This window comes from Adlercreutzia equolifaciens (assembly GCF_029076695.1).
GTDB classification, from domain to species: Bacteria; Actinomycetota; Coriobacteriia; order Coriobacteriales; family Eggerthellaceae; genus Adlercreutzia; species Adlercreutzia equolifaciens_A.
In genome coordinates this window covers 555,281-571,045 of sequence record NZ_JARFIK010000001.1, presented here as the reverse complement: position 1 = coordinate 571,045, position 15,765 = coordinate 555,281, and the positions used below count along the sequence as shown (strand labels likewise).

General features: G+C 60.9%; 10 protein-coding genes. 4 read left to right on the top strand and 6 right to left on the bottom strand.

The window, feature by feature from the left end; genetic code table 11:
• Position 1: 1 nt before the first annotated feature.
• A complete protein-coding gene (locus PZH32_RS02075) occupies positions 2-1,543 on the bottom strand; it encodes an MDR family MFS transporter (RefSeq protein WP_275205972.1) in 1,542 nt (513 codons plus the stop codon).
• A gap of 535 nt (positions 1,544-2,078) precedes the next feature.
• Here PZH32_RS02075 and PZH32_RS02070 point away from each other — a divergent pair.
• The gene (locus tag PZH32_RS02070; protein WP_275205971.1) at positions 2,079-3,443 is read left to right on the top strand and encodes a hypothetical protein; all 1,365 of its coding nucleotides are present in this window, start codon (positions 2,079-2,081) and stop codon (positions 3,441-3,443) included.
• A gap of 18 nt (positions 3,444-3,461) precedes the next feature.
• On the opposite strand, the gene PZH32_RS02065 is transcribed toward PZH32_RS02070, so the two are convergent.
• On the bottom strand, positions 3,462-4,211 hold the full coding sequence (locus PZH32_RS02065) for an SOS response-associated peptidase family protein (protein WP_275205970.1): 750 nt from the start codon (positions 4,209-4,211) through the stop codon (positions 3,462-3,464).
• A gap of 415 nt (positions 4,212-4,626) precedes the next feature.
• Between PZH32_RS02065 and PZH32_RS02060 the strand changes: the two genes are divergently transcribed.
• Together PZH32_RS02060 and PZH32_RS02055 are read left to right on the top strand one after the other, a co-directional pair.
• Complete coding sequence (locus PZH32_RS02060) at positions 4,627-5,313, top strand: DNA alkylation repair protein (RefSeq protein WP_275205969.1); 687 nt, start codon at positions 4,627-4,629, stop codon at positions 5,311-5,313.
• Between the two features lie 182 nt (positions 5,314-5,495).
• Positions 5,496-6,620, top strand: coding sequence for a threonine aldolase family protein (locus tag PZH32_RS02055; protein WP_275205968.1), 1,125 nt, complete (start codon positions 5,496-5,498; stop codon positions 6,618-6,620).
• Between the two features lie 363 nt (positions 6,621-6,983).
• Here PZH32_RS02055 and PZH32_RS02050 read toward each other — a convergent pair whose 3' ends face one another.
• The 4 genes from PZH32_RS02050 to PZH32_RS02035 form a co-directional block, all read right to left on the bottom strand.
• Positions 6,984-8,492 carry an APC family permease gene (locus tag PZH32_RS02050; protein ID WP_275205967.1) on the bottom strand — a complete coding sequence of 503 codons (1,509 nt, stop codon included), beginning with the start codon at positions 8,490-8,492 and terminating at the stop codon, positions 6,984-6,986.
• Positions 8,493-8,618: 126 nt separating this feature from the next.
• The gene (locus tag PZH32_RS02045) at positions 8,619-10,856 is read right to left on the bottom strand and encodes an APC family permease (RefSeq protein ID WP_275205966.1); all 2,238 of its coding nucleotides are present in this window, start codon (positions 10,854-10,856) and stop codon (positions 8,619-8,621) included.
• 108 nt (positions 10,857-10,964) lie between these two features.
• A complete protein-coding gene (locus PZH32_RS02040; protein ID WP_275205965.1) occupies positions 10,965-12,314 on the bottom strand; it encodes an aminopeptidase C in 1,350 nt (449 codons plus the stop codon).
• A 110-nt stretch (positions 12,315-12,424) separates the two neighbouring features.
• The gene (locus tag PZH32_RS02035; RefSeq protein WP_275205964.1) at positions 12,425-13,783 is read right to left on the bottom strand and encodes a C45 family autoproteolytic acyltransferase/hydolase; all 1,359 of its coding nucleotides are present in this window, start codon (positions 13,781-13,783) and stop codon (positions 12,425-12,427) included.
• 351 nt (positions 13,784-14,134) lie between these two features.
• Here PZH32_RS02035 and PZH32_RS02030 point away from each other — a divergent pair, with 351 nt between their 5' ends.
• Positions 14,135-15,739, top strand: coding sequence for a response regulator transcription factor (locus PZH32_RS02030; RefSeq protein ID WP_275205963.1), 1,605 nt, complete (start codon positions 14,135-14,137; stop codon positions 15,737-15,739).
• The last annotated feature ends 26 nt before the right edge of the window (positions 15,740-15,765 follow it).

The window sequence follows — 15,765 nt, the reverse complement described above, 5'->3', positions numbered from 1 at the left end:
GCTACTTCAAACTCTTCCCCTGGCCGTGGCCGCTGTGATTGATAGTCTTGGCCAGGGGATGTTTCTCCAGGAACAGCATAAGCACGAAGCAGCCGATCATCACCGGCACGAAGCACAGAAACAGCGGCACCAGGGCATCGGAATAGCCGGTGGCTACCACGCCTTGCAGGCTATCGGGGAGCCTGTCCACCACACTGGGGGTCAGCGTGGCCAGCGAGATGTGATCCGCCGCCGGCAGCTTGTCCGCCAGATTCGCCGTCAAACGGCTGGTGAACAAGGTGCCTACCAGCGAGGCGCCCACAGTAGCGCCAATCTGGCGGAAGAAGTTATTGGCTGCCGTGGCGGTACCTACATGGGACTGAGGGAACTCGTTCTGCACGATGAGCACCAAAATCTGCGTGCCCAGGCCCAGGCCAAAGCCCAGGATGAACAGGTAGAGCAGCGGCAGGAACACGGGCTCGTCCACGTACATGAGCGACATCAGATAGAAGCCGACGGCGCACACCGCGCACATGGCCAGAGGCATCCATTTGTACTTGCCCGTCTTGCCGGCAATCCAGCCCGTGGCTGTGGACGTAATGAAAATGCCCACGGAAAGCGGCGTGACCATGAGCCCCGCCAGTTCGGGCGACATGCGATCGACAATTTGGAAGTACGTGGGCAGGTAGTTCACCGTGCCCATAAAGGACACATTGACCAGCAGCGCCACGATGGCACAGAGGTTGAAGTTGCGATCATGGAACAGCCCCATGGGAATGATGGGCTGGGAGACGTGGCGCTCTACCACCACGAACACCATGCAGGCCACGGCAAACAGCACCAGAAGGCCGATGATCTGCCAGCTAAGCCACGCATAGGTCTCGCCGCCCCAGGTCATAGCCAGCACCAGCGCCGTTACGCCCACGGCCATAACGGCACTGCCCTGCCAGTCGAAAGTCAAGTGCTTGCCATGCAGGGAAGGCTGCTTCAGGAACACGGCCAAAGCCAGAATGGCCAACCCGGCCAGGGGTACCGTGAACCAGAAAATCCAGCGCCAGCCCAAGGTTTCCACGAACCAGCCGCCCAGCAGCGGGCCGAGCACGTTTGATACCGTGAACACCGATCCCATAACGCCCAGGTACAGGCCGCGCTTGCGCGGAGGCACCACATCGGCAATGGCCGCCTGAGACAGGATGATCAAGCCGCCGCCGCCAAGACCAGAGATAAGACGCCCCGTGAGCAGCATGGCCATGTCCACCGAAAGCCCGCACACGATCTTGCCCAGGGCGTACAGCACCAACGCACTGATCAGCAGAAACTTACGGCCGATAATATCGCCTATTTTGCCGTAGATGGGCATGGTAATCGTAGAGGCCAAAATGTAGGCCGTTGTGACCCATTGCATGATTTCCACGCCGCCCAAGTCGCCCACAATGGTGGGCAACGCAGTGGCCGCAATGGTCTCGGACAGCGAACTGACGAACATAGCCAGCAGCAAGCCGGCGAAGATGAATGCCAACTGCCGGCCGTGGACAGCGCCGTCCTCGGACGTCGAAGCGCTCATAGGTGTCATTCCTTCCTGCAGAGGGTCGCACCGATCCTCCAAACATTAGTAGTCCAGAAATTATTCTAGGAATCCACCTTGCCGAGGGCTTTTGTATTTTCCAGCCCTTATCGCATCGTTTGAAAACTGTTGTTGCAAAGTTGGGGTATGATGGCACGCCCCCTTGACGCGGGCGTGGGGAGGCTGTGATGTCAGGTCTGGGCCGCTCGAGAGAAGCCGCAGAACTTGAGCGTCCTCCCTGATAGAGTCGTTAATATTGATTGATTTCATCATCAATGTATAAGTCATGGATTCGCGGCCCATCCTCTGCCTCATCCTTCTCGGCCTCTTGTTTAACTGTACCGTTTTAGGTACACTTGCGCGCATCCGAGAGCGGTTGCGCCAATGCGCTTTCAATCCTCTTTTGCAGCTTGCTCTCGCTGTCCTTTGCAGCATTTTTCGTTTCCCTCTCATATTCGGGCGACCCATGCTGTGACCGCCCAGCAACTGGTCAGGTGCCTTCGCACCCGACTTGTTGCCCTATGACTGGAGAACTATGAATAATTCTTTTGCTGCCTTCTCTTCCCTGAAGGGCAAGGCCCTGGCGCTCGTGCTCGCCCTGGGCTTGACCTGCGCTTCCTCGCTGGGCCTAACGCTTGGCGCCCCTTCTGCGGCTCTTGCCAGCGAAAACGCCACCCTGAGCTCCGAGGCCGCCGAGGCTGTCGCCCAGGACAGTGGCGCCACCGCGCTGCCGGGACTGAACGCCACCGCGCTTCCTCTGGCCAGCAAGGGCACTAACTCGTCCTCCTGCGCTGGAGACGGCGACTACTCGATGACGTTCTACTACATCGAGCTGGTGCATTACCACGATCCCGAGCTCAATCATCCTTCGGGCCTGCGCCTTCTGCACACGCACACCGTCACGGGCCTCAACGTGGGCGATCAGCTTGACACCTGGGACTACGTGGCCGACCTGGAGGGCTATCTCTTCTTCGACGCCATTCCGGCTCGCCCGGTGGTTGGCGAAGACGAGGCGCTGAACGGAGTTGAGCTGCGCTACATGAATCCCGAGCTGAACGAGTACACCGTTGACTACTACCGCGTCTGTGACGGCTCGGACCGCCTCGATGACGAAACCTCCGAGGCTCCCCAAAGCGCCGAGGAGGGCATCTCCCCGAGTCACATTATCGAGATTATCAACGGACAGCCGATTGTCTTCGAGAGGCTCAAGTCCGTTACCGTCGACTGCCAGCCCTTCAACGTGAAGGTTCACGGCGACAGCCTGGCCCATCAGATTGACAATCTCGTGTACCTGGAGAGCTATCCTTCTTCGATTCGCGTGTCCACCAACGCCGAGGACAACGTCATCAACCTGCTCTACACCGACGCCATGGCCTCTCTGCCCGACGACACCGAGATTCCCGAGACCCCCGAAGAGGGGAGCGAGCCCGACAATACCCCCGGGAACGGCGGCGAAGGCGGGGGCGCCCCCGATAACGACAATACGCCGGACGGCGGAGATGGCAGCGAGAACGCCCCGGGCGACGAAAACACCCCCGGAGACGGGAACGGCCCCATCGACCTTCCCGGCATCGGCGCCGATATTAGCGGCACCCCCGAGGACGATGCGGGCGAGAACGCCCCGGGCGACGACGAGGACCAACCCGGCACCGACCCCGCGCCAGACACAGGCGACACCACGAGCCCCGATGAGGACGCGGCTGGTGATGAGGTCGGTTCGGCTGACGAATCCGGCGACGCCGACGACGGAGACACGACGATAGAAGCCGCCGAGGAAGAGTCCGCAGCCGATGCGACGCTGCCGCAAACAGGTGATCCTTTGAGCGGACCGGCAGCCCTTGCTACGGCAAGCGCCATCCTTGCCGTCGGCGCTCTGATGGTGGCGCGGCGCCAAAACTAGCCTTTACCGAAGCACACCCTAGAAGAGGGAGAGCTGATCGGCCCCTGGGCCTGAAACAGCTCTCCCTCGTTTTGTTTTATCGGGTGCCGGTAGTTCCTGCACTGCAAGGTCCACCTGAGCCCGATCGGCTAGCAATGCCCGCGCCTCGGGCACGCCTTCGAGCCACGTCCACGCCTCCTGCGTCGAAAGAACAAGCGGCATGCGGTTGTGAATCGGCGCCATAAGGGCATTGGGCTCAGTGGTCACCACCGTCAAACGGTTGCCCTCCACTACCAAGCCCGCCAGTAGCAGCGCCTCATCCGCCGGGCTCGTAAACCGATACTGAGGCTTGCGGTTGCCTTTGCCTGCAGAACCTGACGCATCCAGCGCCAACGACGGCTGATCGCTCGGCGGCTCCACGTTGCGCGTTTCGTAAAACGCGCGGACGGGCACCAGGCAGCGACCGGTCTCCATGGCCTCGCGCCACAGGCCCTCGCCCCGCAGCGCCGATTCCAACCGCGCATTGAACACAAGCCCCCTGCGCCACTCCACGGCTACGCCCCAGATCGTTTCCTGTTTCTTCAGGACGCCGTCCTCCGCGACAACTACTTCGCAAGGCGATCCCGGAAAACAATCGAGCGCCTCCCAGGGAACGGAACCCGCAGGAAAAAGCCGCGGCGCCCCTGCCTCCAAGCACGCACCTTCGGCCAGCGCTTGACGAACCGCCTGCAAGTAGTCCATGACCCGATCGACTTCATCCCCCACCAGGGGTGTAAACCGATGGCACACGACAGCTCCTCCCTTCCGCATCTCGCCGCCCTAGAGCACCCCGACCATCGCGAGCGCCAACGCACGCAAAGCTTCGCCTTCGAAGCATAGCCGACATCGGCTTTTTTGAGAACAAATGACAAATCTCGTCGTTTTTCTTAGCGCGAACCGAGAGCGAGCCAGCTGCGAGCAAAACGCAAGACGCGGCTCTTTCTCGCTTGGCACGGACAAACTGGCACCGCGCCCCTTCTAACTGATAGACTGGAAGAACCACGGCGCATCCCCCGCAACCGCCCAACTACGACACATTCCCGCAACCGCCCAACCGTAAGGAGTCCTTCGTGAACCAGGAACTGCGAATTCCGCACGGCACAACGGCCTGCGCCTTGGCGCGTTGCGCCTGTCCGTCCCTCCGCCACTCGGCGGGAATGCGCTCATGAGCATCCTGGACGACATCGCCGCATTCCTAGCAGAGCATCGCGACCCTGCGTACCAGGCATTTCAGGCAAAGCTTATTCCCAACCTGCCTGCCGCGTCGATCATCGGCGTGCGTACGCCGGCGCTGCGCGCCTACGCTACGCAGCTTGCCAAGCGCACCGATGTCGATGACTTCCTTTCTGCCGTGCCGCATCGCTGCTTCGAGGAAAACCAGCTTCATGCATTCATTGTCAGCGGGCGCCGTTCTTTTCCCGAACTTGTTGCAGGAATCGACCAGTTTCTCCCCTTTGTCGACAACTGGGCCACCTGCGACCAAATGTCTCCACGGGGCTTGGCGCAAAACCGAGAAGAAGCGCTCGCGCAAGCCCGGCGGTGGATGAGCAGCGACCATCCCTTCGCGGTACGCTACGGCATCGGCGTGCTTTTGGCGCTGTTCCTTGATGACGCATTCAACCCGCGCCTCCTTGAGCAAGTAGCCGCCATCGATTCCGAGGAATATTACGTGAACATGATGCGTGCCTGGTTTTTCGCCGAAGCGCTGGCAAAACAGCCAGAAGCCGCACTCGCCTTTCTTGAGTCGCAGGCGCTCGACCCCTGGACGCACAACAAGGCCATCCAGAAAGCCCGCGAAAGCCACCGCGTCGATCCAGCCCTTAAAGAGCGGCTACGATCCATAAAACGATGATGTCCCGAGCGCCGCTGGACCCCAAGAAGTGCCACTGGACTCCAAGAGGCGCCGATGCCCCGGCGTCCCGCAGCACTGCGAACGCTGCGTGGCTGGCGGCATTCACATATTTCTAAAACAGCGGCCGAATTTTCGTTGTTCCGCTACTCTGGTACCATGGCGAAAACAATGAAGGAGCTTGCATGATCTCGTTTGAGAACGATTACAGCACGGGAGCCCATCCGCTTATTTTGGAAGCCCTGGCCGCAACCAACCTCGAACCCGCTTCCGGCTATGGCACCGATCGTTTCTGCGCGTCGGCGGCCGAGCGCATCCGTACCGCCTGCGACGCGCCCGAGGCCGACGTGTTCTTCCTGACCGGGGGCACTCAAACCAATGCCGTCGTGCTTTCGGCGCTCCTGCCCAGCTGGGCCGGCGTGGTGTGCGCCGACACGGGGCACATCGCGGTGCACGAAGCGGGGGCCATCGAGGCCACCGGCCACAAAGTGCTTACCCTCCCCGAGCACGGCGGCAAGCTAGACGCCGCCGAGCTCGAGGGCTACCTGGCCGGCTTTTTCGCCGACGGGAACCACGAGCACATGGTTTTCCCTGGCGCCGTGTTCATCGCTCACCCCTCCGAGCTGGGCACGCTGTATTCCTTGGCCGAGCTGGAACAACTGCGCGCCGTTTGCGATCGCTACGACCTGCCCCTCTATCTTGACGGAGCGCGCCTTGGCTACGGTCTTGCCGCCTGCGACACCGACGTCACACTGCCCGACATTGCTCGCTTAACCGACGTCTTCTATATCGGAGGCACGAAGGGAGGCGCCTTGTGCGGAGAGGCGGTGGTGTTCCCCCGCGGCACCATGCCCACTCACTTCCTCACCCACGTGAAGCAGCAGGGTGCCCTTCTGGCCAAAGGGCGTTTGCTGGGAGTGCAATTCGACACGCTGTTCGCGCCCGCAGCCAGCCTTGTCGGCACCGATTCCTCAAAAGCAGATTCCCGACTCGGGGCCGAAGATGCACCCTGCAGCCCAGTCCCCACTCTGTACGAGGCCATTGCGTGCAACGCCATCGACCGCGCCCGCGATCTGGTGCGCGTGCTCACCGATGCCGGCTGCTCGTTTTTCCGGCGCTCCCCCACCAACCAGCAGTTCGTCATCTTGGAAAACGATGTCCTAGAGGCCCTGGCTCAGCAAGTGCGCTTCAGCTTTTGGGAGCGCTACGACGACACCCGCACCGTCGTCCGCTTCGTCACCAGCTGGTCCACCACCCCCGAGGACATAGTCGCGCTCGAAACCGCGCTGCGGCAAACCCTGCACCCCTAGGCACTTTTCGACGCCGCGACGACGAAAGCGCAGCTGCGGCCCAAGAGCCGTCGGAGACAGCACGCAAAAAAATCGCGCGGCCCGTCTCGGCGGGGGCCGCGCGATAAAACGACCACAGGCCTGCTGCAAAACAGTAGCACGGAAAATCAGCAGGCCCGGGTCGAACGGAATAGTCGTACCTCTCGGAACAGTCGTGCATACTGAAGAGGTTTCGGGGAGGAGCCTCGCGAAAGGCCCTTCTCCGAAGCTTGCTCATCGCATCGCCATGAGCGGGAAACAGGGGCTCCCCGGCTGCGCGACCAACCGTCATGCAGCCGAAACAAGCCCCGCCCCGCGCTCCGAGGCGCGGGGCGGTTAAGCGCTCTACCCGAGATGAATCTCGCGATGCAGAACGCGGGTCAGAACAAAGTAGTAGACAAAGCCAAGCACAATCCAGATGCCGCCCACCATCAGGGCCACATCCTTCACCGACAGCATAATGGCGAAGCAGATGATGGTGCCCAGCGCCGGGAAGATCAAGTGCATGAACAGCGCCTTGGCGCCCTTGCGCTCCTTCAGCTGGAACCAGCAGAAGATGATGACGCTCAGGTTCAGCAAACCGTAGGTGGCCAGGGCACCGAAGTTGCTGATCTTCGCGATGGTGTTCATGTCGATGCCGGCGAAGTGGAACACCAGCGTCAGCACAATGGACAGGCCGATGATGAAGATGATGGCGTTAATGGGCGAGTTGGTGCGCTTGCTCATCTTGCCCATGAACTTCGGCAGCGCGCCGCCCGTAGCCATGGTGAACATCACGAAGGCAATGGAGGTCTGCTGGGCAATAGCGGTGAACACGCCCTGGGCCAGAGCCACGCCCACGGCGCACAGGATGGCCAGCCACGGTCCGGTGATCATACGGGCCACCACGTAGAAGGCGTTATCGGTATTGTTGGCGAAGTTCGCGCCCGTCGGGTCGATGCAGGCGGCCACGAACATCTGGGCCACGTACAGCACGCACAGCACAATGGCCATCACCATCATGGCGCGACCGGGACCCTTGCGCGGGTTGATGGCCTCTTGGGTCAACGTGGCAATGGCACCGAAGCCCACATAGGACATAACGGCCAACGACACAGCCGACATGGTGCCGCCGAACTCGAACTTAGCGGGGCTGAAGATGCTGTCGAAGCTGAAGCCCGTGGAAGCCGGGTTCGTCACAATGTAGGCCACGCCAAAGCCCACGAACAGCGCCAAAATGGCCAGCTGGGCAATAAGCGCCGCCTTGTTCACCACCATGGCCGTCTTCATGCCAATCAGCGAGACAACGCCCACAATGATCAGGAAGGCGAAGCACAGCGCCAGAATTGGTATCTGAGGCACCAGCTCATGGATGGCGATAGCGGCGATGAGGTATACCAGCGCCGGGCTTACCAGGTACTGCAGCAGCATCAACCAGCCGGCAATAAAGCCCATGGCCTTGCCCATCACGTGGCTCACGTAGGTGAAGATGGAGCCCGACGACGGGAAATGGTTGATCATGATGCCAAAGGAGAACACCGAGAACAGCACGGCCACGAAGCCGATAAGGAAGGCCAGGGTGGGCATGCCGTTGGAGTCGGTGAACACGCCGCCGTAAATGGCCATCGGCGAAATGGGCACCATGCAAATGAGGCCCCAGATGACCATATCGGGCACGGTCAGCGTGCGCTTGAACGGGTCGCCGTTCTTGTGATTCTTGGCCACGGTAGGATGCGGATCCTGGCTGACGGCGGGAACGTCGGAGGCGGCCTTGGTGGCTGCCGCCGCTCCCGCAGCCGTGGCGGTTGCTGCCACGGTCGTCGTGGCCCCGGGGCTTGAGCCCTTCATTGGTTGTGCACTGTTTTGTTTGCTCATGTTGATCAGACTCCCTGATCTCGCTACCTTTCGAACAAGGGGCGCCGCTCTCGGCAATCCACGCCATCGGAAACGGCGCCCCTTGCTTGCCATACTCTCTGAAGCGTCCCGAAGGAACGCCCGCTCTTATTTGTTACCGCTCTGGTCGGAAGGCTTATCCTTCGAGTCACCCTTGTCCTTGGCGGCAGCGTCGGAAGCGTCCTTGGCGGGAACCTTCGCGGTTTCCTTGCCCTCGGCCACGCGCTTGCTCTGCTTGGCCGCGGCCTTGGCCTCCTTCACTTCGCGGCGGGCGGCAGCCAAATCGCTGTCGGCCTGCACCTGCTGCTCGAGCGCTTGGGCTTCGACGGCATATTCGTCGGCCTTCTTGCGGGCCTCGGCCTCGGCGGCCTTGGCCGCCTCTTCGGCAGCGGCGGCGCGCTTGGCATCGGCCACCGGGTCGCGCGGCACGGTCTCGGCCGCTACCTCATCAGCAGGGGCGGCGGGTACTTCGGGATCCAGGCGCACCGGCTCAGTGCCCTCGTCGGACTTGGCCTTCTTCAGACCCACCGTCGCCGAGGTGCCAATGCCGGCCTTCTTGGAGATGATCACCGGCTGGCTCATGGGAATGGCCACGGCCGTGTTCGCCACGCCGTTGGTCTTCACCGGATGGTTCATGGCCGCCGGGTCGTCGCCAGCCTCAAGGGACGGCGAAGAGGGATGATGCTTGCCCGGCACGTATTCGTCGGGAAGAACAATTTGCTCGTTGGGGTTCCACAGCTTCTTGATGGGCATGCCCATGGGGTTCTGGCCTTCGCTCATCAGCTCGGACGGCACGTTGGAAAGCACCTTGGCGGGCTTCTTCAAGCCCTCGAGCTGCCAGGTAAAGGGCGCGAACACGTTGTTGGGGTCAACCCAGTTGTGACGCTTGGAGGCCTGGTACACGCCGAAGCAGATGGCGAACGTCACCAGGATGATGGCCAAGATGACCACCACGTAGGTCACCGGGCTGCCCACTTCCTCGGACACCTGAGCCGGCGGGATGATGGCCAGCACGATGCCGAACACGCAAGCAAGCAGGCCCACGCCGGCAACAACCCAAGCGCCGACCTTGCCGCCAGGCACCTTGAACAGACGCGGACGGTTCGGCTGATCGTGACGCAACTTCAGGAAGGACACGAACATGAGCACGTAGTACATCATGTACAGAATGGTGATGGCCTGCGTGATCAGAATAACGAAGCCCTCGATGTTAGGAATAAGGAAGCACAGGAAGGCAACAGCGGTCATGAAGCCCATCTGCAGGTACATCAGGCGGCTCGGCATGCCGTGCTTGTTGTTGTTCTGCAGGATCTTCGGCAGGAAGCCGGAGCGGCCGGCCTGGCCCAGCATGAAGGAAGGACCAGCCATGTTGGTGACCAGCGACGCCATGGAAGCGCCCAAGCCAACCCACACGAAGGCCACGTAGATCCAGGGGCAGCTGAAGCATTCGCCCAAGATCTTATAGGTCTGGTACAAGCCGTAGACCAGGTTCATCTCGGACTTCGGCGTCACAATAGCGATGCAGACGGTACCGGCGATGAAGATGATCAGCGTCAGGATCATAGCGATAAAGATGGACAGCGGGAATTCCTTCTGGGGCTTCTTCAGCTGCTTAATGTGGGCAGCATTCATATCGATGCCCGCGAAGCTGAAGAACACACCGGCAGCCAGGGCCAGGTTCGTCAGGCTGAAGCCGCTGGCGAAGGGATTGAAAGCCTCAGGCGTGGGCGTCACGTTGGACACGTTGCCCTGAGCCAGCCATACCACCGTCATAATGACGATGAAGGCCAGCGGAATGAACGTGCCGATGATCACGCCGTATTTCGTGATGCGGGCGAAGGCCTTCACGCCCTTGGTGGCCAGGAAGGTCAGGCCCCAGTAGTACGCCAACCACGCGAGAATGATGAAGAACTGGTTCTCGGGATGGTTCATGAAGTCGACGGCCCAGTCCCAATCGGGCGTGTAGAAGCCGATGGTGGCGGAAGCAGATGCCACGCCGGAGCCGAAGTTAATGGAGGTTTGGAACCACAGAATCAGCAGGCAGGTAAAGGCCAAGCCAGGGCCTAAAGCCTCGCCGACCCAGCGGAAGATGCCGCCGCGCTGACCCCAGCCAGAGGCCAGCTCGGCTGCTACCAAACCGGTAGGCAGGAAGAAGACGATTGCGCCGATGATGAAGAGTGTAACGGAAGAAAGCCCGTAGTACGCTTGCTGAACATCGTTGGCGACACTGCCGATGATCGTAACGTTCATCATAACCAGTGCCATCAAGCTGATGTACGTGCCACTGTTTACTTTCGCCGCACCCTTCCCCGACGTTTTCGCAGGAGAGGATGCAGATGCGCTCATGATAGTCCCCTATCGGGTAGGGCCGAAGGGGCCGGGCCAGCTTGAAACGCTCGGCCCCTCCGGCAGGTTGGTAGATAGTGCGGACCGCGCCGGCCCGCGGGGTGCTCGTTAGGCGGAAACCGGATTGAAGGTTGCCCAGAACGGCCAGACGATGGGCTCGCCCGTAAGGGCCTTCTGCTGCTCGGCAGTCATAAACTTCTTGTTGATGGCCACCTCGTAGACGAAGTTGTCGAACCATTCGTCGCCGCAGACGAAGTACCCGTTGTTGCCGGTCTTCTTGCCGCCGTTCTCGGTGCCCCAAGAATTCTCGATCTTCCACTTGGTGGGCTTGCCGTCCTTGTCGAGGTCGACGCCGGCAATGACCATGGCGTGGGTCGGCAGGCTCTCGCGCATGGCGTAGCGCTCAGCCTTGGTCATGTTGAACTTGATGCCGAACATGGCCTCGAGATCGTACAGATCCATGTCCATGACGCCCTTGTAGCGATCGCAGTGCTGCAGCACGTCGCAGCCGAACCACACCGGCTCGCCGGCCTTCAGCTGAGCGATGACCATCTGCTTGAGGTCATCCATCTCAACGTTGAGGTACAGGTTCTCGCGCTCGGGAATCTGATCGGAGTCCTCGATGGTGTAGGTGCGGCCATAGGGGTTCTCATCGCCGGGCACGTTGATGACGCCGATATAGTCGTCCAAATCCATGCCCACGTACTTCTTGTAGAACTCAAGCGGCGTGAGGTCGTAATCGGCGTGGTAGTTGCCCTTCTTGTCCTCGTACTGGAAGTCGAACTTCTGCACCGGCTCGCCGAAGCACACGGCCAAGATGCGGTACACCTCGTTGAGCATCTCTTCCTGGACGGCCTCGGTGTCCTTGCCCTCGCGAGCCATGGAGCGCAGCTTCAGCGCATCCTGGCGCAGCAGGTGCGACAGCACGGTGTTCACCTCGGAGGTATTGTTGGTGCAGTGGGTCTCGCTCATGGCGGAATGCGGTACCACGCCGTACTTCTTCACCAGCGCGGCCACCATGTCCCAGTCGCCGCCATCCTGCATCGGCGACTGAATGAGCCAGGTAACCTCTCGGTCGTTCAGGTCCTTGTCAGCGGTTTCCACGATGTGCTTCATGAACCAGGCCGCACGCTCCAGCTTGTTGTAGAAGGCCAGATAGGCCTGGGAAAGCTCGAAGGTACCGTGGGGCAGGTCAAGCTCCTTCTCAATGCGGAAGCGCAGGGTGTTCAGGCAAGCGAACATCCAGCAACGGCCGCTCATCAGCTGGTTGGCGACGGCCTCTTTGTCCACGTCGATGGAGAAGGCGAAGTTCGCCGGCGAGAGACGCTTGAGCACTTCCACGTTCTCAGCAGATTTCAGAATACCGTTAACGGTAACGGCCTTCTGAGCCACCTGCTGAGTCTCGCACTTCTTGAAGCTCTCGTGCATCTTCTCAATTTGCTCTTTTGAGATCTTCATTTTCTATGGCTCCTGTTCTTACTACTTGCTTCGGTTTCGTCATCTATCTGGAAAGGGCTGGGCGGCGTCGGCTTTTCTGGAGGGTCCGACGGGGCGCAACCCGGATTTTCTTAATCGAACAGCGTCCAGGGCTGGGTGGGACGGTCGTACAGGTAGCCGTCCATCCACTTCCACAGCGGATGCTGCTCCATGAACTCCTTGGCGTTGAACTCCACGCCGTCGGCACGGCCGTAACGGCCCCACATGCGCATGTGCTCCATGTCGTCGGGACCAGCGGCCTTGGCGTCGCAAGAGCCGGCCGGGTAGAACGGAATGTTCCACACGGCATCCGGATCGTCGGCGTAGTACTGCGGATCGACATCGTAGTGGGCGCAGATGCAGCGGGACGAGGGGTTGTTGTAGCCCAGGTACACGTCAAAGGTGTCGGCCAGCATGAGCTTGGCGCGCTCGACGTCGATGGAACCGTAGTACTTGTCAATGAGCTCCATCCAGCGCTGGCGACGGGCGCCGGTCTGCTGACGCGGATCGTTGAAGCCGTTGTCCTTGCACTCCAGATTACGGATGCGCGGATCGAACACAGCGTTGCAGCCGAAGAAGGCGCCGTTGGTCTTCTTCTCAAGGGCCTGATACTCCAGGCCCTGCTCGTAGCGGGCAATCTCGCCGGTGTTCTTGTCGGCAATCAGCCACGCGTTGGCGTAGCCGCCGTTGTTGCCCTTGTTCAGGCGCTCGACGAACTCGTCGATGGTGCTGGCGAACTGCACGGCATCGCGGATGCGCACCCACTCGGGCATGCCTTCCTCGCTGTACTTGTCGAAGCCGGCCAGCGTAGTCTCGGTGACGGACAGGCCCGAGGAGATGACGTAGAAGTCGGTCATGGAAGCCAGCATGCACGGGCCCGAGGCCTGCATAACGAAGTCATAGCCCTCATCAGGCTTCACGTGCTTGCATACGTTGAAGTACTGGCCGCTCCAGAACTCGTCGAAGCTCTGGTGGGCGATAACCGGCTTGCCGTCCGGGGTCGCATCGCCCGTGGCGCAGATGGCGGAGCAGTGCTCCTTGCGGTGCGTCTTCATCTGGGGACGGCTCATGATCTTCGGGGCGTTCACCGGCCACCAGTAGCCGGTCATTTCCATATAGTCGTTCCAGGCAATGACGTCATCGACGGATGCCTCGACGCCTGCGGCAGTCAGGCCGTCGGCCATGCCCTGCAGCTCCTGCATATAGCGCTCGGGAATAACGTCCTTGTGCAAGCGGATGGACTGCTCGGCGAACCAGGAATATTCCTTGCCGTAGGTCTCGTAGGTCATATAGGCGAACACGCGCTGGGCGTCGGCCCATTGGTCGGCCAGCAGATAGCCTTCCTGGAAACCGCACTCGTAGGGCGAGCCCTTCACCTTGATGTGATTCCAGCCGTTGATCTTCTGCAGCTGGGCATGATCGACCATCTTTTGCTGCGTTTCGGTGAGCATATGATGGCTCCTTTCCTTTCTTTTCAACCAGCGCGCCGCCACTGGTTTAGGACGAATAGGATGGGAAGACGAAGCGGCAACTTCACCGAAGATTACAGCGCGTCAACGGCAAAACACGAGGTAGCGGGCTTGTTCTTCCTGGCTCGGATTGTGACCACCTGAGGGGTTGAGGCATCAACTCTTTCAGGTGATTAGGGGTTTTCGTTTCTCCTCCGTTACGGATCGGCGATCTGAAGGTCATCGCGGAACTCAACCTTTATTCTGAAAGTCACCAACATGCGAAGTGAAGCCTCTCCGGCCGCGTTCGCCATACTGCAGCATCAACAATCTCTTGGTAGAAAGGCGGTCCCCATGAGCAACTCGCGCAACCTTCGGGAGCTCTTCCCCTGCGTGCTCGGGCTCGCCTTCGGACGCCTCTGCTTCACGTTGGGCAGCTTCGGCAGCTACCAGAGCATGCCCGAAGGGATGGGGGGCGCTCAAGCGGCGGTAGCCTTCTTCATACTTGTGGCCGTTGTGGCCCTTCTTTTTTTCGTACGTAAGGTCCAACTCACCGATGCGCAAGCGCTCTTCGGCGCTCGCCTGGGCATTGTCGGCGCCGCCGTCATCATTGCCGTGGCTGCGGTTGTTCAAGGCAACGACGTTCTTCGAGCTACTCTTTCGTTTCCCTTGAGTCTGCTGCTCTCCGTCTTTGCCGCGGGCGTTGTCTTTTATTGGCTTCGCCTTGCGAAGGGAACGCACAGCTCGGTGGCGGTCGTTTACGTTTTCAGCGCCTTGGGACTAAGCGAGATCATGCTCCTTGGACTGCATATGCTGCCCTTGCCGCTGGGGGCGGCGGTCACCATTGTTCTTACCCTGGGACAGCTTGTCTGCCTCAAATGCAGTCGTCGCTACGCGCCCCTTTCCACCCTCTCGTTTGCCCATGGCACCGTCGGCTTTTACGACTTCGCGCCGCGCTTCACCATGAGTTCGGTGTTTCTCGCCTCGTGCGCTGCGGCTGCAGGGCTGCTCTCGGTGGTAGTCGGTGCCCTGCGCGGGTACCCCCACGGACTGCCCATCGCCTTAAGTCCCGAGGCGCTGGCCCTGCAAACGCTCGTGCTTGTGGGACTTAGCCTGCTCATTGCCGTTCTGGCCTCTCGGGGCAATCGCGACATTATTAGCTGGGGGCTTTGGGCCCTCGTGGAAATGGCCGCGGTGGCGGCCCTCATGCTCTATGCTCTCTTCCCCCACACCATCATGGTGGGCGGCGTTGGCACCGCTGTGGCGAACGCCCTGCTCGGCGGCATCGTCTGCTACGTAGTCATTTCTTTCGAATCCATCGGCAAGCGCGATCCTTACTACTACGCCCTTGCTGGCTGGCTCACCTGGACCCTGGGGCGCGCCGCCGCCCGCTGGGCTCTCCTGCTTATCGGGCACCCCAGCACCTTGGCGGTCTTCACGGTGCTCAGCGCATGCCTCATGGTATCGGCCCTGGCCATATTCATGGGCTACCAGAAAGGGGCCCTGCAGCAAACCGTGGTGTTCCCCGCCCCTGCACCGTTCTCGGCGGCGATTGGGGCTCGAGCGACTCAAGCCGCGGCCGCTGCCCCCTCTACGCCAGCGGATGCGGCGTCCCTTACGTCAACGGCGGCGGCGAACGAGGCCGCCCAAGCTCCATTGCCGGGCGCAGCCAGCGAAACCGTCGCCACTGCCCCCGCAACACCCGCGCCCGCGGCGCCAACCGATGCGGCAACGGCCTGGAAGGAAGGGCTTGTCGCCCTGGGAGAAACGTACATGCTGTCAGATCGCGAGCAGCAAGTGCTCGAGTTGTACGCCGGCGGCTATACGCAGAAGCGCGTGGCCCAACAGCTGGGAACCTCTCTGGACACCGTGCACACCCATGTCATGCATATCTACGCGAAAACGGGGCTCCACTCCCGCCAGGACATCATCGACTACCTGCGCGGACGTGAGGCCTAAGCGGACACAAGAGAGATCCGCGCCTT

Bases quoted from the DNA above. Each gene is read 5' to 3' on its own strand.
- PZH32_RS02075 (WP_275205972.1), bottom strand. From the start codon at position 1,543: ATGAGCGCTTCGACGTCCGAGGACGGCGCTGTCCACGGCCGGCAGTTG.
- PZH32_RS02070 (WP_275205971.1), top strand. From the start codon at position 2,079: ATGAATAATTCTTTTGCTGCCTTCTCTTCCCTGAAGGGCAAGGCCCTG.
- PZH32_RS02060 (WP_275205969.1), top strand. From the start codon at position 4,627: ATGAGCATCCTGGACGACATCGCCGCATTCCTAGCAGAGCATCGCGAC.
- PZH32_RS02055 (WP_275205968.1), top strand. From the start codon at position 5,496: ATGATCTCGTTTGAGAACGATTACAGCACGGGAGCCCATCCGCTTATT.
- PZH32_RS02050 (WP_275205967.1), bottom strand. From the start codon at position 8,492: ATGAGCAAACAAAACAGTGCACAACCAATGAAGGGCTCAAGCCCCGGG.
- PZH32_RS02045 (WP_275205966.1), bottom strand. From the start codon at position 10,856: ATGAGCGCATCTGCATCCTCTCCTGCGAAAACGTCGGGGAAGGGTGCG.
- PZH32_RS02040 (WP_275205965.1), bottom strand. From the start codon at position 12,314: ATGAAGATCTCAAAAGAGCAAATTGAGAAGATGCACGAGAGCTTCAAG.
- PZH32_RS02035 (WP_275205964.1), bottom strand. From the start codon at position 13,783: ATGCTCACCGAAACGCAGCAAAAGATGGTCGATCATGCCCAGCTGCAG.
- PZH32_RS02030 (WP_275205963.1), top strand. From the start codon at position 14,135: ATGAGCAACTCGCGCAACCTTCGGGAGCTCTTCCCCTGCGTGCTCGGG.